This is a genomic window from Pseudoalteromonas sp. 2CM28B (assembly GCF_023161935.1).
The window spans coordinates 178,054-198,701 of record NZ_JALNTH010000001.1 but is presented as its reverse complement, the minus strand read 5'-3'; the positions used below and the strand labels follow the sequence as shown (position 1 = coordinate 198,701).

At 42.2% G+C, this 20,648-nt stretch carries 15 protein-coding genes; 7 read left to right on the top strand and 8 right to left on the bottom strand.

Annotated features, from left to right (window positions below; translation table 11 throughout):
* Positions 1–38: 38 nt before the first annotated feature.
* Positions 39–2,468 (bottom strand): zinc-dependent metalloprotease, encoded by a 2,430-nt coding sequence (locus tag MTN96_RS00875; RefSeq protein ID WP_248530513.1) that lies wholly within the window; start codon positions 2,466–2,468, stop codon positions 39–41.
* Positions 2,469–2,623: 155 nt separating this feature from the next.
* On the opposite strand from MTN96_RS00875, the gene MTN96_RS00870 reads away from it, so the two are divergent.
* Positions 2,624–3,592, top strand: coding sequence for a class 1 fructose-bisphosphatase (locus tag MTN96_RS00870; RefSeq protein WP_004589078.1), 969 nt, complete (start codon positions 2,624–2,626; stop codon positions 3,590–3,592).
* A 192-nt stretch (positions 3,593–3,784) separates the two neighbouring features.
* Here the strand turns inward: MTN96_RS00870 and rpmG are convergent, their stop codons facing one another.
* From rpmG to radC, 3 genes are all read right to left on the bottom strand, one after another.
* The gene (gene rpmG, locus MTN96_RS00865) at positions 3,785–3,940 is read right to left on the bottom strand and encodes a 50S ribosomal protein L33 (protein WP_004587947.1); all 156 of its coding nucleotides are present in this window, start codon (positions 3,938–3,940) and stop codon (positions 3,785–3,787) included.
* Positions 3,941–3,951: 11 nt separating this feature from the next.
* A complete protein-coding gene (rpmB, locus tag MTN96_RS00860; RefSeq protein WP_004587946.1) occupies positions 3,952–4,188 on the bottom strand; it encodes a 50S ribosomal protein L28 in 237 nt (78 codons plus the stop codon).
* A gap of 270 nt (positions 4,189–4,458) precedes the next feature.
* Positions 4,459–5,133, bottom strand: a complete 675-nt coding sequence (gene radC, locus MTN96_RS00855; RefSeq protein WP_024033348.1) for a DNA repair protein RadC — start codon at positions 5,131–5,133, stop codon at positions 4,459–4,461.
* Between the two features lie 144 nt (positions 5,134–5,277).
* Between radC and coaBC the strand changes: the two genes are divergently transcribed.
* The 3 genes from coaBC (at position 5,278) to MTN96_RS00840 (ending at position 10,074) form a co-directional block, all read left to right on the top strand.
* A complete protein-coding gene (gene coaBC, locus MTN96_RS00850) occupies positions 5,278–6,471 on the top strand; it encodes a bifunctional phosphopantothenoylcysteine decarboxylase/phosphopantothenate--cysteine ligase CoaBC (protein WP_064384813.1) in 1,194 nt (397 codons plus the stop codon).
* A gap of 97 nt (positions 6,472–6,568) precedes the next feature.
* The gene (gene slmA, locus MTN96_RS00845; protein ID WP_004587943.1) at positions 6,569–7,156 is read left to right on the top strand and encodes a nucleoid occlusion factor SlmA; all 588 of its coding nucleotides are present in this window, start codon (positions 6,569–6,571) and stop codon (positions 7,154–7,156) included.
* 158 nt (positions 7,157–7,314) lie between these two features.
* Positions 7,315–10,074, top strand: coding sequence for a prolyl oligopeptidase family serine peptidase (locus MTN96_RS00840; RefSeq protein WP_248530512.1), 2,760 nt, complete (start codon positions 7,315–7,317; stop codon positions 10,072–10,074).
* A gap of 106 nt (positions 10,075–10,180) precedes the next feature.
* Here MTN96_RS00840 and MTN96_RS00835 read toward each other — a convergent pair whose 3' ends face one another.
* From MTN96_RS00835 to MTN96_RS37110, 4 genes are all read right to left on the bottom strand, one after another.
* Positions 10,181–11,338: an ROK family transcriptional regulator gene (locus MTN96_RS00835; protein WP_248530511.1), complete on the bottom strand. Its 1,158-nt coding sequence runs from the start codon at positions 11,336–11,338 to the stop codon at positions 10,181–10,183.
* Between the two features lie 73 nt (positions 11,339–11,411).
* Positions 11,412–12,653, bottom strand: coding sequence for a glycerate kinase (locus tag MTN96_RS00830; protein WP_248530510.1), 1,242 nt, complete (start codon positions 12,651–12,653; stop codon positions 11,412–11,414).
* A 10-nt stretch (positions 12,654–12,663) separates the two neighbouring features.
* Entirely contained in the window at positions 12,664–14,244 is a 1,581-nt protein-coding gene (locus MTN96_RS00825; RefSeq protein WP_054982291.1) for a sodium:solute symporter, read from the bottom strand.
* 185 nt (positions 14,245–14,429) lie between these two features.
* On the bottom strand, positions 14,430–16,871 hold the full coding sequence (locus MTN96_RS37110; protein ID WP_096740190.1) for a TonB-dependent siderophore receptor: 2,442 nt from the start codon (positions 16,869–16,871) through the stop codon (positions 14,430–14,432).
* 196 nt (positions 16,872–17,067) lie between these two features.
* On the opposite strand from MTN96_RS37110, the gene MTN96_RS00815 reads away from it, so the two are divergent.
* The 3 genes from MTN96_RS00815 to MTN96_RS00805 are packed head-to-tail and all read left to right on the top strand — an operon-like array spanning position 17,068 to position 20,559.
* On the top strand, positions 17,068–18,369 hold the full coding sequence (locus MTN96_RS00815; RefSeq protein WP_248530509.1) for a trehalase family glycosidase: 1,302 nt from the start codon (positions 17,068–17,070) through the stop codon (positions 18,367–18,369).
* A gap of 16 nt (positions 18,370–18,385) precedes the next feature.
* A complete protein-coding gene (locus MTN96_RS00810; protein ID WP_054982288.1) occupies positions 18,386–19,363 on the top strand; it encodes a carbohydrate kinase in 978 nt (325 codons plus the stop codon).
* A complete protein-coding gene (locus tag MTN96_RS00805) occupies positions 19,360–20,559 on the top strand; it encodes an AGE family epimerase/isomerase (RefSeq protein ID WP_055252707.1) in 1,200 nt (399 codons plus the stop codon). The genes MTN96_RS00810 and MTN96_RS00805 overlap by 4 nt, the downstream gene beginning before the upstream one ends.
* The last annotated feature ends 89 nt before the right edge of the window (positions 20,560–20,648 follow it).

Genomic DNA, 20,648 nt, shown 5'->3' with positions numbered 1-20,648 from the left:
ACTCAGGTTAAGTAGCCACTACACACTAAAATATATAATTAAATTGGTGAGCCCGGTGGCATTGGTAAACCACTGAAGTTTTCAGGCCACTTACCTACTTTTAAAAACTGTTTTATTTGCTCTGCTAAATACTGTTTAAACGCGCTTTCTCCTACACTGGTATTACTTAACATTGAGTTTTGATTGTACTCTTTACTTAATTTTACCAAGTAGAAACGTAGCTGCGCCTGCACCTCTGGGCTTACCTTGTCACTAGTGACTAAATCAGCCATATTTTTTGCAGTTAAAAACTGCACCCGCTGGGTGATTTTGCCTTTCATTGTATTAGGTGATGACACATTAAACACTTGGCTGTAAAGCTGCTCTAACAACTCATCTAAGCTGTAAAAATTATAATTACGTACTTGTTGTTGAGCTAAACGATTTAAACGCTGTGGGTTTAATAATAACGATAAGCTATGCTGCGCAGCTACTTCTGGCAAGGCCATCGCATCAAGTGTTACACCCGTACGCCCTGTTATGCTTTCACGCGATTTAGACTCCCCATACGCTTTTGGCGGAATAAGCGCTAATACCGACTCAGGCAAAATTAAATTAGCCGGTTTTAATGTTGTTAAAATAGCACTGAGCGCCGCTTGCTGCTGCGCTTTTGCAACCACTTTCGCGCCCTTAGCAGGTGAGTTGTTGCGTGTTTCGTATTCGTAGTTAACCCCCGCAATTAGCTTAACTGCAGCCTCTACTTGATAGCGATGAAATAAATAAAGCGGCACGAGTTTTTCTTCTAACTGCGAGAGTGCATCGCCCGTTTTAATGTTGTTAATACCAAATTGCGAAAGCGCTTTTTTACGTACATCAAGCACTCTAAGTAACTCTTGCGCTGGGTTAGTACCGTTATCCCATAAGTGCGCTGTAGGGTGTGCCCCGCCCTTTGCGCGTGCATCGCTATCAGATATAAACTCAAGGCCCTTCGTTTTGTTCTCTTTTAATATTGTTGCAAGCTCAGCACTTTCATCTTGATTAGTGAAGTCGCTGTAACCATATTTAATAACTTGGGTATCCCATACGCCCATACCGCTTGCATAGCCGCGGGTTACATCAAGCTCGCCTTGCTCGTTAAAGCTAAGTAAGGGGTGCGGGTAATCCATAACTGACGCTCTATCCCCCACCGAGGCTGCAAAGTTATGTGCAATGCCCAGCGTATGGCCAATTTCGTGTGCACTTAACTGGCGAATCCTATCAAGTGCCATTGCCTGTAAGTTCTTAGCCACCTCGTTACCTTTTAAATAAGGCGCACCAAGGGCTTCTGCAATTAAAATATCTTGGCGTACACGCAATGAGCCAAGTGTTACATGCCCTTTGAGTATTTCGCCGGTACGAGGGTCTATAACAGAGCTTCCGTAAGACCATCCGCGTGTAGCACGATGCACCCACTGAATAACGTTATAGCGAATATCCATAGGATCAGCATTGCTCGGCAATACTTTGACTATAAATGCGTTTTTATAGCCTGCTGCGCTAAAGGCATCATTCCACCACTTACCGCCTTCAAGTAACGCGCTTTTAACCGGCTCAGGCACGCCAGGATCTAGGTAATAAGTAATAGGCTCAACGGGTTCACTAATCGGTAAACTTGGATCTTTTTTAGCTAAGCGATGACGCGGTATATAGCGCACAAACATAGATTCACCAAGGGGGGCTGCATAGTCTTTATGCTCAATGCTCCAATACCCTGATTGCGGGTCAAATTTACGTGGCGTGTATTTATCATCAGGTAATTTAATAAGTGAGTGGTGCATATGTACAGTAAGTGCGTATGCATCGGCGCTTACTTGGCGCACAAATTTACCAGGTTTAGAGCCCTTAAACGTTAATACTGCTTCAAGCTCGGTATTTTTTACAAACGCTTTTGAGCGATTCATATATACAGCGCTGCGTGATTCATCAAGGCTAAAGCTGCCTTGCTTGCGCGCTGCAAGCGTACGGCTTACCCCGTGTACATCGCTTAATAAATAGGGTGTGTAATCAATCAGGAGCGTTTTTTCGCTTTGCGCTACCACTTTAAAGCCCGCTAAAATACTGGATGCAAAGGCCTCTTTAATACTTTGCTGCTCAGCTTTGTTAGTGGTATTAGCGCGATAATATGTATTTAGCGCGCGCAACATTACTTTATCGCCAAAACGCTCAAACTGAACTAAATGCGTGTTACCAAGTTGACCTCTATCTAAGCCTATATCGTTAGAACCAACTCCATAGGGTAAGCTTTGCTGAAGCAAAAATTGCTGCTCTAATTTATCTACTTTTAAAAACACTTTGCCGTTTTGAGTATCGTAGTAAAACGAAAAGTACCCAGGAAAGTGATTCATTTGCGCAGTAAATTCATCTATAGGCTTAATTGCTGCGTGCGCTTGGGTTATCATAGAGCACAGCACAGTAAAGAATATGTAACTTATTAGTGGTATTTTTTTCATAATCTTATCTTTGTTATTGGCGTTTTAAGTACGATTAGGTGGCACCATTATTACAGTGCTATTTAAACAATACAGGTATTTAAGACGAAATTCAGCGCACTAAGTTAATCTCTCTCACATTTAGATTAGCTAGTACACGTTATCAGGAAAATAGAATGCGTAGACTCCCACCAGTATTACTAGAAGACGGTTGTCCTAGAGAACTTTTATCGTTAATTAGAACCATTTTAGCAGCATGTAAAGAAATTTCGTTTCGTGTTGGCCAAGGTGCGCTTTCAGGCGTATTAGGCTCAACGCTTGATGAAAACATTCAAGGTGAAACCCAAAAAAAGCTTGATGTATTATCTAATCAGCTTTTAAAAGATATTTTACTGGAGTCTGGGTCAGTTAAAGCCATCGCCTCAGAAGAGGAAGACTACACAGTAGCTGGCAACCAAGACGCTAAATACATTGTGGCGTTTGACCCGCTTGATGGCTCATCAAATACCGATATTAACTCGCTAGTGGGTACTATATTTTCAATTATGGAAGCCCCAGAAGGCTCAGATGCCGCCGATCAAAGTATATTTATGCAGCCAGGCCACAAACAAGTTGCTGCAGGTTACGTGCTTTACGGCCCATCAACTATGCTTGCACTTACTACAGGTAAAGGCACGCGCATGTTTACGCTAGATAAAACCCAAGGTAGCTTTTTACTAACACAAGACTTTGCCACTATCCCTGCTGATACAAACGAATTTGCCATTAATGCGTCAAACCAGCGTCATTGGCAGCCAGCAATGCAAAACTATATTAATGACTTACTCGCTGGCGATACCGGCCCACGTGCTAAAAACTTTAACATGCGCTGGATTGCCGCTATGGTTGGCGATGTGCACCGTGTACTTAGCCGTGGTGGTTTATTTACCTACCCAACCGACACCAAAGATGCAAATAAACCTAATAAGCTACGTTTACTGTACGAAGCCAACCCCATGGCTATGCTAGTTGAGCAAGCAGGTGGTATCGCCTCTACGGGTACTGAGCGTATTATGGATATTCAACCCGATGCAATCCACCAGCGTGTGGCGGTAATATTAGGCTCTAAAAACGAAGTAGAAACGTGCTTGGGATATCATAAGTAAACAAGTTGCTATTGCCGGCACAGTAAGCTGTAAAAATAATGACCTTGTGGGTTTTACCTGCAAGGTTTTTTTATGCCTAAATTATATCTGTTGATTTAATAAAATATTTTAGGGGCTGTTTAATATTGATAAGTGCTAAAAACAAAAAACCCAGCATAAGCTGGGTTTTTACAATTCTGAAAGAAAACTAAATTACTTGATTTTAGCTTCTTTGAAAATCACATGTTTACGAGCCTTAGGATCGAACTTTTTGATTTCCATCTTTTCAGGCATGTTACGCTTGTTTTTGTCGGTAGTGTAGAAAAAACCAGTACCAGCAGTTGAAACTAAACGGATTTTATCGCGCATGATTCAGTTCCTTAAACTTTTTCGCCGCGAGCACGGATATCTGTAAGTACCGCGTCGATGCCTTTTTTATCGATAATACGCATACCTTTAGTAGTAGTGCGTAGTGTTACAAAACGTTTTTCACTTTCAACCCAAAAACGGTGTGTTTGTAGGTTAGGTAGGAAACGACGTCTAGTCGCGTTTCTCGCGTGTGAACGGTGATTACCAACCGTTGGACGCTTACCTGTAACTTGACATACTTTAGACATGTCTATATATCTCCAATAACTTCGCTCGAGCTTAATTTAACCTAAGGCCATGTATTTGTGCCCTAGATAAATCGAAGGGCGCTCTTTATACAGCTTTTACAGGCAAAGATCAAATACTGATCTATCCAACCAGCTCATATGTAAATTTGATAGCGGCTAATTATAAAGATCGAATGCCCTTAGGGAAAGTAAAAACTGCATTTAAATTAAACTAATTTACTAAAACCGTCCAAACCGCTCATTTTTAACACACTTATCCATCAAGCAACCTTAAATCAAGCCTCGCTGTGCAAAAGAAACACACGTTTCTCCTCCTACAATGATGTGATCAAGCACATTTATGTCTACTAATTGCAGTGCTTGTTGTAATTTATTAGTGATAAGTTTGTCTGCTTGGCTTGGTTCGGCAATCCCGCTTGGGTGATTGTGTGCCAAAATAATGGCCGCAGCATTATTTTTTAAGGCCGCTTTTAGGACTTCTCTGGGGTAAACGCTGGCTGAGTTTATCGTGCCATAAAACAAAATTTCGTCTTTTACTAAACGGTTTTGGCTATCGAGATAAAGCACCATAAACACTTCTTGCTGTAGCCCACGCATTTGCAGCGTTAAATATTCATACACCGCATTTGGCGAATTAAACACCGCATCGCGCTGGCAACGCTCCTGCATGTAACGCTGACTCAGTTCAAGCACCGCTTGCAATTGCACATATTTTGCCATTCCTAACCCTTTTTGTGCGCAAAACTCATCTTGGCTGGCGTTAAATAAATTATGCAATGTTTTGTTTTCGTTAAGCAGGTGCTGTGCAAGCTCAATCACATTCATACCGGGTAAGCCCGTACGCAAAAATATCGCTAATAACTCAGCATCGGTCAATGCTTTAGGGCCTTTTGCAATGAGTTTTTCGCGTGGGCGAAGTGAGTTAGGTAACGATGTTAATTGCATTATTCATCCTTGATGATTAAAAAACAGTCTTATAACTGTAATGCAATTTTTAAAATTAGCCTGATTATTTAATCCTAAAAACTTAGCTCAAAGCACAAAGATTTGTTATTTTAGCCTGCATATACACTCAAGCAAAAGACACTCATGACTAACTTAACAAACAAAAAAATCGTACTTGGCATCACCGGCGGCATCGCAGCCTATAAATGTGCCGAGCTTGTTAGGCGCTTAAAAGAGGCAGGTTGCGAAGTAAAAGTAGTTATGAGCGAGTCAGCTAAACATTTTATAACCCCATTAACTATGCAAGCGGTGAGTGGTGAAATGGTGTCTGATTCATTACTTGACCCCTCAGCAGAGGCTGCAATGGGCCACATAGAATTTGCCAAATGGGCTGATTTAATTTTGGTTGCGCCTGCAACGAGTAATACCATTGCCAAAATGGCCGCAGGCATAGCCGATGATTTACTTACCACACTATTACTGGCAACCCCTGCTAAAGTGGCAATAGCCCCAGCAATGAACCAGCAAATGTATGCACACCCTGCAACACAAGCAAATTTAACCACTTTAAAAGCACGTGACGTACTTATTTGGGGCCCAGGCAAAGGTGAGCAAGCCTGTGGCGATGTAGGTGCTGGGCGCATGCTAGAGCCCCATGAGCTTGTGGCTTTGTGCACTGCCACAGAGCAGCCGCAATTATTAGCAGGTAAAACCATTACAATTACGGCAGGGCCAACCCGCGAGCCGCTTGACCCTGTACGTTTTATCTCTAATCACAGCTCAGGAAAAATGGGCTTTGCCCTGGCTGAGGCCGCTTTAAAGCTTGGCGCTCATGTCAATTTAATTTCAGGGCCTGTCACTATCAAAGCCCCTGTTGGCGTTAATTTAATAAACATTGAAAGCGCTGAGCAGCTATTAAATGAGTCATTAACCTATGCCCCACTCTCTGATGCTTTTATTGGTTGTGCAGCCGTAGCCGATTATAGAGCGGCTAATGTAGCGACTCAAAAAATGAAAAAACAAGGCGATGAGCTTACCCTCACCCTTGTTAAAAACCCCGATGTAATAGCCGCCGTGGCAAACTTAACGCAAAACCGCCCTTACACTGTGGGTTTTGCTGCTGAAACGCAAAATGTGGAGAGCTATGCAAAGGGTAAACTTAAAAATAAAAATCTCGATATGATCTGCGCTAACGATGTATCGCAAAGTGGTTTAGGGTTTAATTCCGATCACAATGCTTTAACACTTTACTGGCAAAATGAGCAGTTAGCACTTGCGGTAAATAGTAAAACACGCATTGCTCTTGAGGTAATTAAACAACTTGCCAAGCAACTATAAAGTGCTGGAAACAAACTGAATAAAACATTAACATAAGCCACTCATTTGAACAAAAAATGATTAGCAGCTAAAAATAACAAATAAAAAAGGAAGGTTCATGCCTGCGACAAAAAGAAGTAATCGCAAAGAGCAAATACTGCAAGCCCTCGCGCAAATGTTAGAAACCAGCCCAGGACAACGGATTACAACTGCAAAGCTTGCTGCTGAAGTGGGCGTGTCTGAAGCTGCGCTTTACCGTCACTTTCCAAGTAAAGCACGTATGTTTGAAGGCCTAATAGAGTTTATCGAAGACACGCTTTTATCGCGCATTAACCTTATTTTAGAAAACGAAAAAGAAAGCCAAACACGCGTTTATAATATTTTGCTGTTGCTACTAACGTTTGCAGAAAAAAATCCAGGTATTACACGCATACTTACCGGCGACGCCCTACAAGGCGAGCAAGAGCGTTTACGCGAACGTGTACAAGGGCTATTCGAAAAGCTAGAAACGCAATTTAAACAAGTACTGCGCGAGCGCAAACTTCGTGAAGGTAAAACTTTTCAAAGTGACGAACTCACCCTTGCTAACTTTTTACTAGCCTATGTTGAAGGTAAAATGAACCAGTTTGTACGCAGCGACTTTAAAGTAAAGCCAAGTTCGCAATTTGAAAAACAATGGCCAGAACTACAAAAAATTTGGTTATAACCTTACTTTATTATTTTACCGTTAGCGCTAGTTATTCGCGCTAACGTTTACCCTTTCGTCCCTTTTCTTATACCGCTTATCTGATCCGCTCGAAATATAAACCAAACTCGCTACAATACTTATTACATTAAAAGTACTGTGAAAAACGAGAATCAATAATGAAAACAACGCTCACCTTTTTAAGCTCTGCACTGTTTGCAAGCTTAGCGAGCCCGGCTGCTTGGGCTCAAAAGCCGTTAGAATTTAAAGACGTATTCGATTTTAAGTACGCAAAAAGCACCCAACTTTCAGATGATGGTAAAATCCTCAGCTTTAGCGCTAAACCCTACCGTGGCAATGCAAATGGACAAGTTTATGACTTAACAACAAACTCCCTCATTAGCACCGTGGAGCGCGGCACCAAGCCCGTTATTAACAAAGCGGCTAATTGGGTGGCATTTACACAAGTACCCACTCTGCTTGAGCAAGAGACCAGCGAGAAAAAGTCATCACTTAAAAACAACCTCATTTTAGTAAATACCCAAACCGGCGAAAAACAGCAATTTGCTGACGTAAAAGACTATGTTTTAGGTAACAATGGCCAGTGGCTTGCTTATCGAGTTGATAAAAAAGCAGAAAAAGACACACCTGCTGAAGATAACAGCGAAGAAAAAAGCGCTATCACACCAGATAAAAAAGATAAAAGCTTTGAGCTAGTAATAATAAACTTAAAAAACAGCACCACCCACAGCTTAAATAATGTATTTAGTTATGCGCTAAGCCCAAGTGGCGCTCAGCTGCTTGCCAGCCAAAGCTTTAGCGATGGCAACAACAATCAGCTTGTACTGCTTGAGCTTAATAATAACTTTGCGCAAAGCGTATTAATTGATGAGCCAGGCGTGGTTGCACAATCAATTAGTTGGCACCCTGATAAAGAAATAGCCGCATTTAACCTCGGTAACTACGTAAACGATGATGAGCGTCGCAGGCAATACTCTCTAAAGCTTTGGCAAAATAACACCCTTAGCACTATCGACTCCTCTAATAAAGAATGGGTTATAGGTAAAACAGCATCGATTAGCTGGTCTGAAAATGGCGAGCGCTTATATTTTGAAAACCACCCCAAACTGGCCCCTAAAATAAAAGCAAAAAAGTACACCGACCAAGCATCACTGTACGACTTTGACACGATTCGTGAACATAAAGCGCTAAACGTGTGGCACAACAACGATGCCCAAATAAAACCACGAGAAGAGCAACAGTGGAACAAGGTTAATAAAAACCGCCATTACAGCGCTGTTTTTCATTTAAAAAGCCAAAAAGCAGTACAACTAAGCAATGAAAAAGTCAGCGATTTAGCGCTTAACACTAATCGTAGCCAAAGTGTATTAGGCTACTCTAACCAAGCCCACCTAGAAAAAATTATGTACGGTGGCTTTTTTGCCGACTACTACAGCATAAACATTAATACCGGTGAGCAAACTCCCATTATTAAAAATTCACCGTTTACACCAAGCCTTGCACCTAATGGGCGCTATGCAGCCTACTTTGCACAAAGCCAAGTACAACTTAAAGATTTAAAAACCAATAAAGTTACCGCCCTTAGCAAAGCTATTAATGCCACGTTTGCCGATGACAAACACGACTATCCATCACCGCAACCTGGCTATGGGTTTGCCGGTTGGTTAAATAACAGCAGCCAAGTATTGGTTTATAGCAAATACGATATTTGGGCGTTTGATGTCAACACTCAACGCGCTGAGCGTTTAACTAATGGTAAACCAAGCAATACGCAATATCGCGTTATTAAACTTGATAAAAACCAAGTAGGCTTTGCTCAAAACGATACATTACTTGTATCAGCCGTTAACTTACAATCAAAGCAACGTGAAGTAGTCAAGCTTGATTTAGCCTCACAAACGGTTACTAATGTACTGAGTGGCAAAAAACGTATTGATGTAGTTAAAAAGGCAAAACATGCCGATAAATACCTATTTACCGAGCAAACTTATCATCAGTTTCCTGATTACTACCAAAGCGACTTTAGCTTTACAGCGCCTAAAAAAGTCACCAACTTAAATCCACAATTGGCGGATTTTGCCTGGGGCGAAAAGCCAGAGCTAATTAGCTACAAAGGCTTTGATGGCGAAGACCTACAAGGGGTATTAATTAAACCTGCAGGCTACAAAGAAGGCGATAAAGTGCCCGTTGTTGTGTATTTTTACCGCTACATGAGCCAGCGCATGTATGATTTTCCTAAAATGGAGCTAAATCATCGTCCTAACTTCCCTATGTTTACCTCAAATGGTTATGCAATCTTTTTACCTGACATTCGCTTTGAAATAGGCCACCCAGGTAAATCGTCAACGCAAACCATGATCAACGCCACGCAAAAATTAATAGATTTAGGCATAGCCGACCCAGATAAAATAGGCCTACAAGGGCATTCATGGGCAGGTTATCAAAGTGCGTTTATGATCACCCAAACAGATATGTTTAAAGCGGTTGTATCGGGCGCGCCGGTATCAAACATGACCAGTGCATACAGCGGCATACGTTTAAAGTCGGGCCTTGCGCGTCAATTTCAATACGAAACAGGGCAAAGTCGCATAGGTAAAAATTTATTTGAAGCACCCGAGCTATACATCGAAAACTCACCAGTGTTTTTTGCCGATAAAGTAAATACCCCTATTTTAATTATGTTTGGGGATAAAGACGACGCAGTACCTTGGCACGAAGGCGTGCAATATTACTTAGCCCTGCGCCGTGCGGGTAAAGACGCCACCTTTTTACAATACGAAGGTGAACCACATCATTTGAAAAAATTTCCTAACCAGGTCGATTTTTCAGTGCGTATGATGCAGTACTTTGACCATTACTTAAAAGGCAAGCCAGCCGCTAAGTGGATGACAGAAGGTGAACCGTTCGTTGAAGAGTAAAACCTATTCGCAATAACTCTTAGTTAAGAAGTTGGTTTAAATACTAAAAAAGCCGATATTGTATAAATCAATATCGGCTTTTTGTTTTAAAGTTTCTATTATTAAACTACAAACACAGCTCTCTAAATGGCAAAGTGGCTGCACCAATGGAGACCGGAAAGTTATTAATGTTTGAGACCACCAGCTTAGACATTGGGCGTTTAGCACCGCGTCTAAATTGTGCGTAAACCTCAGTACGCGCTATTACTTTTTCGGCCAGCTCTTTAGGTATATGGCCGCCAATAATAATCGCTTCTGCATCTAATAGCGCCGAGCAACAGGTTGCTACTAAATCAAACGAATCTTGAACTTTAAATAGCCACTCTTCAACGCCTGGCCATTCTGGGTCAAAGTTATCGTGCAGGTCGTAAATTGAATCAACCGCTACACCATTTTTTTTCAAAATGCGCTTTAGTAACTCTAAATTGGGATGAGCGTATAACTTTGGCGGTAACATATCGCCAAGCTCGCCAGCATTACCGTAAGTACCACGCAGTACATCGCCGTTATTTACGATTCCGCCACCAAATGCAGCCGAGACAAACATATACACAAAGTTTTTATACTCGCGGCCTATACCTGCAACCCCTTCGCCAGCGGCGGCGCCTGTAGCGTCATTCACCACCCACGTAGGGAGTTGAAAATGCTTAGAGACAATATCGATAATATCAACCTGCGACCACTCCTCTAGCATATGGTGGGTATTCATTTTACCGTCCATAGAACTAAAAAAGCCCGATATACCCACGCCCATTCCCAGCACTTTTTCGCTCGCAATGTTATGCTCTGCGCTTATATCGTCCACTAGCTTTTGCGCACTTTTAAGTACGTTATTAATACTCATGTCTGACATAAGCTGCATATGGGTGTAAATAACTTTGCCGGTAAAATCCATGACCGCTACAGAAATAGCATCAAGCAAAATAGCTAAACCAAAGGTAAAGCCGTATTCGGGGTTAAGCGCAATACCAAACCCAGGCTTACCCTTTTTATTAGGGATAAGCGTATCGGTTTGCATTATTACGCCATGCTGAGTTAACGATTTAAGTAAACGCGAGACAGTTTGCTGCGGAATTCGGGTGGCGCTCACAATATGGCTTTGTGTTACACACTGCTCCCAAAACACCACCTTAATAATATCACGTTCAATGTCTTGAAAAAGTTTATCGCCTTTTCCAAGCTCAAATCCTGAGCGTAATAAGTTACTGTTATTTAGCGAAAACATAGCTATTAACCCTAATAAAATTGGAGCACAAGGTTACGTTAAACCACTTTAAAGAACAAGTAGGCGAGCGCGCCTACTCAATCACTATCACTCTAAAATCGTTAACGTTAGTATTTGTTGGCCCAGTAATAATTAAATCATCAATGGCTTTAAAAAACTGATGGCTATTATGGCCTTCTAACTGAGCGTGTAAGTTTTCGCCAGCATCAAGTGCGCGCGCAATCGTGCTGCTATCTATATACGCACCGGCAACGTCTTTACTGCCATCTACACCATCGGTATCACAGGCTATGGCATACATGCCCGCCTCGGCGTTAAGCGCCTCTGCCAATGCCATTAAGTACTCTTGATTAGGGCCACCATCGCCATAAACATCGGCTACCGTTACTGTAAGCTCACCGCCAGAGAACAACATAACGCGCTTACCTTGCGCTTTTTGCTCAAGGGCAATTTTAGCATGTGCGCGGGCAACCTCTTTTGCCTCACCTTGAATGTCGTACCCAAGTACTTGCGTATCCCAGCCTTGGTGCTGCGCTACATCAATAGCACTGTCAATCGCGTGCTGGGCATTAGCTACAATAAAGTGTTTGCCTTGAGTATCAGCTGCGCGTGGTTGCTCAGGCTTTAATAAATGCGCTTCAATTTCGTTAATAACCGGCCAGTTGTACTTTTGTAAAATAGCCAGCGCATCGGCTTTAGTGCTGTTATCGCTAATTGTGGGGCCTGATGCAATGTCACTTGGCTTATCCCCTACTACATCCGAAATAATCAGCGTGACATAATCCGATTTAGCCGCTTGTGCTAACTTACCGCCTTTAACAAGCGAGAGCTGTTTGCGCACAACGTTAATTTCATCAACGCTTGCACCACTTTTAAGTAAAAACTGATTAAGTGCCTGCTTTTGCTCAAACGGCACATCATCTACCGGCAAACACATAAGCGACGAGCCGCCGCCTGATATAATAAACAAAATAGGAATATCGGCCGGGTTATTTTTTACAAGCGCCAATAACTCTTTACCTGCTGCTAAGCTGTTATCATCTGGCGTTGGGTGATTAGCACTAAGCACTTTAATGCGCCCAGTGTCGCCGGCACTTTCGTAACCATAACGTGTCACTACCGCACCAAAGCATTTATCACCATAAAAACGGTTAACCTCTGCGGCCATTTCGGCGGCGGCCTTTCCGGCGCCCACCACGCATAAGCCATTACTGGCATCTATCTTTTCCAAGTACTTACTCATACACGCACTGGGTTTACAGGCATTTACCGCCGTGGTAAATAAATCGATTAAAAATGACTTTTTAGAATCCATGGGTTAACGCTCACGAAAAAATTGATGGAATAGCAAGGCAAATTAATACCATCACAACAAACATGCTAAGCAGCATAACGATATCTTTACCGGTTAAAATTGAGTTTGAGATAGTCTCAGCGTTTTGCGCTTTAGCAACCTCGTTTACTTCGCGTGGAATCGCAATGCTTGTCGTAAGGGTAATCACCGCAGTGGCCACAAAGCCAATAAAGTTCCACCAAAACCAAAATACGTCTGGCGCAAATACCGACACCAACAAGTTAATTAACACACCACTAATTAGACCTATATTTGCATGCAGCGCAGCACTGCGCTTACTAACTACGGCAATTAAAAATACCGCCAGTATTGGGCCATAAAATAACGAGCCTACTTTGTTAATGGCTTCAATAATAGTAGGTGCTATATCACCGGCATAAAGCGATAAAATTAACGTAATTGCACCCCAAATAAGCCCTAAGTATTTAGCCAGTTTTAAGTACGTTGGTTGGTCTAGCTCTTTATTTGAAATACGGCTGTAGTCTTCAATACTTACCGCCGAAAGCGAGTTAATAGCAGAGCTAAGTGATGACATAGCCGCCGATAAAATAGCCACCACTAATAAACCAATTAAGCCATGTGGTAAGTAATCTAAAATAAAGATTGGCATCATCCAATCTGGATTATCGGCTGGAATTTTGGCTAAAAACTCAGGGTTGCTCATAGCCAGTGTGCCTACAATTAAGCCCGACACACAATATAAAATAGTAATAGGAAAACGCACTACGCCGTTGGCTAAAATCATGTAGCGTAAGTTTTTAGGATCTTTTGCACTAAGTGCACGTTGCGCTTGTGTTTGGTCACACCCATAGTAAGAGGCGTAAAGCACCACACCACCAAAAATCATAGGTAAAAAGCCAAAACCATCGCCACTAAATCCAAACGAATCAAATTTTATGGCTTCTAATCGGCTCGAATCAACATTAGCAATAAAGGTATCAACCCCACCTAAGTGATAAAGTCCAAAGCCAATACAAGCAATAGTTCCCAGTACAATGATGATCATTTGAATTGCATCACCATACACCACGGCTTTCATACCGCCTTGCAGTGAATATAACACCGTGATCACGCCGGTAAGCACAATGGCTTGCCATGCTTCTATGCCCATAGTGCCTTGGAGAATAAGCGATACCGCATAAATCATAATACCGGTGGCAAATGCGCGGCTAAACTGAAACACCACACTAATAAGCACACGGGTAGAACGACCAAAGCGCATTTCTAAGTAATCATAAATACTTACAATGCCGCTTTTATAAAGCTTAGGTAAAATAGTCGCTAAAATTAAAATCATCGCCAGCGGCACACCTAACTCATACGAGAGCCATTGCATACCACCGCCTTCACGCAAACCAACAAATGCAGGAGCCGAAATAAAGCTAATAGCCGAAAGCTGAGTGGCCATTACCGACAAAGCTAAAGGTTTCCACCCTAAGCTTTTGCCTCCTAAAAAGTAATCACTTTTATTGGTTTGTTCGCGTAGCATAAACCCCATTACCAATAAGGCACCAAGGTAAAGAGCAACTATTGAAAAATCTAATATATTCATAATTATTTCGCGTATTCACATTAAGAAAACACAGCGCCTTCTCAAAAATAAAAAACTAAACAGCTATAAGCTTACTTCTAAAACAGTCCCTAAAAACAAGCCTATCGCTAACTTAGCTGAAAAATGCATCACAATGCAAAAAGCCTATTAACCCCAAAACAGGTTAATAGGCGTAAAGCATTTATTTAAAAGTCGTATTTGACTCTAAATGTAACGCGTCGTGGGAGAATTGGACGGCCTACAAAGTAAGGATTGTCTGACGTTTGGCTATTACCTAAACGCGGCGAGCCTTCGGTAACACCATCAGAGTCAAACAAATTAAATACCCCTACGCTTAAACGTACGGTTTGCTCTGGGGCGATTTGCCAGTTATAACCCGCATCAAATCTAAACAAGTGGAATGAATCAAGCTCTACAGAGTTTGCATCGTTAGCAAAGTTTTTACCTGTAAAATTATGATACAAAGCAGCATCCCAATTATCTGCGGTGTAGCTTATAGAAGAGTTAAATAATACTTTTGGTTTACGACGTAACTCGTTACCAATAATAGAAGGGTCTGAGTCAAACTCAGTAAATTCGTGGTCGGTGTAGGTCATGTTGGCATCAACCGCCCACTCATCGGTAATATCGTAACGACCCGTAAGCTCCACACCCGTTGCTTTGGTTGATTGCATAACAGGCAGCTCTAATACCCCACCGTTGCCATCGTTAACAAAGTCTACGCTGCGTCTGTCTTTTAAGTCGGTTCTAAATAACGCGATACTACCGCTAAAGTCGTTATCAAAAAACTTAATACCAAGCTCGCCTTGTTCAACAATTTCGGCTTCGTAGCTGGCAGGCTCACCTAAATCGTTAAACTGAATCCCTCTAATTTCTGGGAAGAAAAACCCGCGAGATGCATTCGCATATACGTTTAAGTTATCGGTTAAGCGATATAACGCTGCACCCGATACCGCAAATTCAGAGGTGTCTACTTCGCCGTAGGTCATTACACCACTGCCTGTGGTGTTTACCTGTAAATTAGGCGCAAGTGATGGATCATCAGAAATTTGTACAACTTGGCTGCCTTCACGGCTAATTTTGCCGTCAATTTCTTCATAACGAACACCAAAGTCGATAATCCAGTCATCGCTTTCCATTTGGTCCGCTACATAAAGCGCACGACGGGTAGCGCTAATTGTTTGGTTGGTGTAAGAAATACCTGGGCCACTAATACCATTTTGTGTGTACTGAACAACATCACCATCGGCATTGGTGTACGTTAAATCAACCAGTTCTGGGTTATTGTTAAATTCCCCCAAGTAGGTCGTAATAACGTTATCGTCATCGGCTTCACTGTGAGAGAAAAACGTACCAACGGTAATATCGTGGCTAAAATCGCCAACAAAAATACTTTTAACAATATTAAATTCGGCCGAGAAATCCTCTGCTGGGCGGTCTCTATCTAAAATACGATTAGCAAATAATAAGTCATCGCTTGCCAGTGCCTGCCCCGATGCAGTGTAAGTAAACGCTGCATCGCTTACATCACCTAAACCACGGTTAGCTAAAAACTCTTCCTGGCTCTCAGGTACATTAATAATACCGTCGCCATCTAAAAATAGATTAAATTCGTGTTGGTACTTTGCGTATTTACTGCGCATGTTAATAGCAAAATCGTTAGCGAGCTCTTTTTCAAATACGACCGAGATTGAGCCACCTTTAGTTACCACACCATCACTAATTGGCGATTCATAACGACCATTGGCAGTATCGTAAGACAGGTTAGACACATTAGCAGTTTGCAATGACTCCACTTCGCGTCCATCGTTACCAGTTAAGCGTTCGCGGCTGTCGCCATCAAGTGGAATAGGCAGGTAAAACTGTGCTTGGTCGTCAATGTATTGGCCATACACAGTAAATGAGCCAGAGCCGTCATCAAATTCTTTACGAATATTACCGCGCAGCTGAGTGCCTTTCGTTTCAAGCCCTGTATCTAACGGGCCCTCATCGTAACGGTAAAAGCCCGACAGCGCATAATAAAGTCCATCTTCGTTTAGCGGCCCGCTTGTAGCAAAATCTAAACGGGTACGGCCCTGATCAGAAAGCTCCATTTGCACAGTACTTTGCGGATCATCGCTGCCTGTTTTAGAAATATAGTTAATAATACCCGCTACAGAGCCTTGGCCAAATAAGTTAGACACACCGCCACGCACAAATTCTACACGCTCAATACCTAAGTCGTTTCGGTAGTACACATCAAACGCCGATGAGTTTAAGCCAAAAACACTCAAACTAGGTGAACCGTCGTACGACAGTGGCGTAAACTGAAACTGACCCGATGAAGGTAAGCCTCTTACTTGTAGGTTTGTTCCAACCTCACCACCGCCCCCTTCTACTTTAATACCTGGGATATAACGTAATACATCTGCTTGGCTGCTTGATGAAAGCTTTATTAATTCATCTTCGCTAATAGAGGTTACTGACTGTGGGGTATCTGAAATAACGCGTCCTTTGCTGGTACCAGAGACGATAATACGTTCAACGTTATTTTCTTTTTTTGCTGTATCTGGCGCAGTCTCTTCTGCGGCAAACGCGCCTTGTGTGAGGCATAAAGATACAATAGAGGCGATCGTAGTTTTATTCACGGGTATTCTCCAATTGTGCTAGTTGTCTGTGTGTAATTACTTAGAGTGTGGCTAAGTAAGTGCGAAATAATCAAGTATACATGTTAGTTTTTTGTTACTTCGAACAGGATTTAAGCACAGAAAAAAAACATTTACAACCCATAATGAGTGCTTTAATATTATCCAAATCGAAAATAACACACAAAGAGCACCCAATATGACTACTACAATCAACGGTAAACTTGATGCAGCCACAGCGGCATCGCTTACAGAACTTGCTACTAAAACACTTATAGCAAACGATTTAGGTGGCTATACCGTCCCTACGCATGGCCTTTACCCGTTTCAGTGGAACTGGGATTCAGCGATTACAGCCCTAGGGTGGATGAAGTCTGACGAGAGCCGTGCGTGGCAAGAAATTGATGTGTTATTTTCAGGCCAGTGGGATGACGGCATGGTGCCACATATCTTATTTCATAAAGATTCTACTACCTACTTCCCTGGTCCAGATGTGTGGGGCTCTGATAAAAAAATTAAAAGTACGTCTATTTCGCAGCCACCGGTTGTGGCAACAGTAATGAAAGAAATGCTTGCCAGCGCACAAGATAAAGCCCTTGCAAAGCAAAAAGTTAAAGCATTATTTTCTCAAGTTGTTGATTACCATTTATGGTGGTACAACGACCGCGATCCTGAAAACACAGGCTTAGTGGTCACTTATCACCCGTGGGAATCGGGTATGGATAACAGCCCATCGTGGGATGATGCCCTTGAAGCTGTACCTGGTGTTGATTGGGAATACACCCGCCGCGACACCAGCCATGTTGATTCGTCGCAGCGCCCGCATAAAAGCGAGTACGACCGTTTCTTATACCTAGTAGACTTTTTTAAACGTAACAATTTTGATAGCAAAGTAATTTACGAAACCTGCCCGTACAAAATGAACGACCTAGGTATTATTGCTATTTTGCACCGTGCGACAAAAGATTTACTCAAAATGGGTGAACAACTCGATTTAAACGATGCTCGTACCGATTATTTAGCACAGCGTCTAGAACTAACTCAAGCAGCAATTAACACGTTATGGTGTGAGCAAAGCGAATACTTTTACTGTAAAAACGTGTTAACCAACAGCCTAGCTAAAGTTAAAACATCGGCGGCACTACTAACCGTTTATGCTGGTTTAACAACTGACGAGCAAACGCGTATTATAAATACCGCAACAGAAGATTTTATTGAGTCGAGTCAATTTAGTGTGGCATCTACCCACCCTAAAGAAGAAAAATACGAGCCACAGCGTTACTGGCGCGGCCCTATTTGGTTACACATTAACTGGATGATAGCCATCGGCCTTAAAGAAGCAGGGTTTGTAACCACGGCTGATAAAATTCAGGACGACACGCGCGATTTAGTGCTTAAATCGGGTTACTACGAATATTTTAACCCAGAAACAGGCGCCGGCTGTGGTGGTAAAGATTTCTCATGGACAGCCGCTATTGCGCTGCATTGGCTACTTGATTAATAACTAAGGCAGCATTATGAAACACACAATATGTTTTGGTGAAGTATTGGTTGATTTACTCTCTGATAAATTAAGCCAAAACAACAGCGAGCACGAAGCGTTTACTAAGTTTGCAGGCGGTGCGCCTGCAAACGTAAGCGTAGCTATTGCAAAGCTAGGTGGTAACGCCTACTTTGCTGGCATGCTAAGCACCGACAGCTTTGGTGATTTTTTACATAACGCCTTAAAAGAGCAAGGCGTAAAAACCGACTTTATGCGCTTTACCGACCAAGCAAAAACCGCCCTTGCGTTTGTATCACTTGATAAGGACGGCGACCGTACGTTTGAGTTTTACCGCGATAACACCGCAGATCTGCACTTTACCAATAGTGACTTTAGCAGTGAATGGTTTGAGCAATGCGATATTTTTCATATTTGCTCAAATACCTTAACCGACGAGCGCATACGTAAAACCACCGCGTATGGGGTTGAATTTGCCAAGCAAAATAACTCAATTGTCAGTTTTGATATTAACTTACGCCTCAACTTATGGCCTAGTAATGCTAACCCGCGTGAACACATTTTACCCTTACTAAAGCACTGCTCTATTATTAAAGCCTCTAAAGAAGAGCTTGAATACTTAGCGGGTGAGCAAACGGGTGAAGAATTTATAGCCGACACTCTCAATAATGGCTGTGAGTTATTTGTGGTTACCGATGCAGGCAACCCGATGCATTGGTATACCAAAAATGCCAAGCAAACGCTTCACCCTAAAAAGGTTACTATGGTTGATGCTACCGCCGCAGGAGATGCGTTTGTAGGTGGATTGCTGTATCAACTAGGCTTACAAAACCTCACACCTAGCTCTTTTAGTAAGCTTTGCAATAACCCCGAAACACTAACAACTATTTTTGAATTTGCTTCGTTATGTGGTGCTCATGCAGCATCTTACAAAGGGGCATTTACGTCTCTTCCTAACGAAAAATCGCTTAATGATTTTAGGAGCGCACTATGAGCCACACACCTGATAACTTTAAAAGCCGCGAATTTTTAACACAACATATTGCCGATACGCTGGCGTTTTACGAGCCAAATATAGACGACGAACACGGCGGTTTTTACCAAAACTTTTCGGATAATGGTGAGGTATTTGATAAGCAAACTCGCCACCTAGTAAGCTCTACTCGGTTTGTATTTAACTATGCACGTGCGTACCAAACCTTTAATGACGAAAAGTACCTAAACCGTGTTAAATCGGGTATTGAGTTTATTCGTAAGCACCATTTTGTTGAGCAAACAGGCGGTTACAATTGGTTATTGAGTGTTGAGCAAGGTAACGCCACTGTACTTGATGATACCAACCACTGCTATGGCTTTGCGTTCGTGATTTTAGCCTACAGCTGGGCATACCGCGTAGGTGTTACAGAGGCACGCGAATACCTAAACGATACATTTCAAACAATGGAAACGCATTTTTGGGATGCAAAAGCGGGTTTATATAAAGATCAGCACAACAATGACTTTACTAAGTGCGATCCGTATCGCGGGCAAAACGCCAATATGCATACGTGCGAAGCACTTATTGCCGCTTATGAAGCCACTCAAGATGAGCTATTTTTAAATCGCGCGCTCACACTGGCTGATAACATGGTTAATCGCCAAGCTAATTTAATGGGTGGGCTTATTTGGGAGCACTACGATATAAATTGGCAGGTTGATTTAGAGTATAACAAAGACGATCCTAAAAATTTGTTTCGCCCGTGGGGTTTTCAGCCAGGTCACCAAACTGAGTGGTCAAAACTATTAATGTTTTTAAATAAGCATAAGCCACAAACTTGGCTTGTAGAGCGCGCTCAAGCGTTATTTGATAATTCAATAGACGTTGCGTGGGATAAACAACACGGCGGTATTTGTTACGGATTTGCGCCAGATAAAAGCATATGCGATGACGACAAGTACTTTTGGGTGCAAGCCGAAACACTGTGCTGTGCGGCCTACCTTTATGAAACCACAGGGGATGAAAAATACCAGCAGTGGTATGACAAAATTTGGCAGTACTCGTGGCAGCACTTAGTTGATCATCAATACGGGGCGTGGTTTAGAATTTTAACCGTAGATAACAAAAAAATAGATACCATGAAAAGCCCAATTGGTAAAACGGATTACCATACTATGGGTGCCTGCTTTGATGTGTTGGCGTTATTAAAATAACCCAATAAGGTAAAACATTTAATTGTGTTGTGTAGACCTTTAAACCGCCTTTTTGGCGGTTTTTTTTGCCTAAATGATTACGCCTTTAA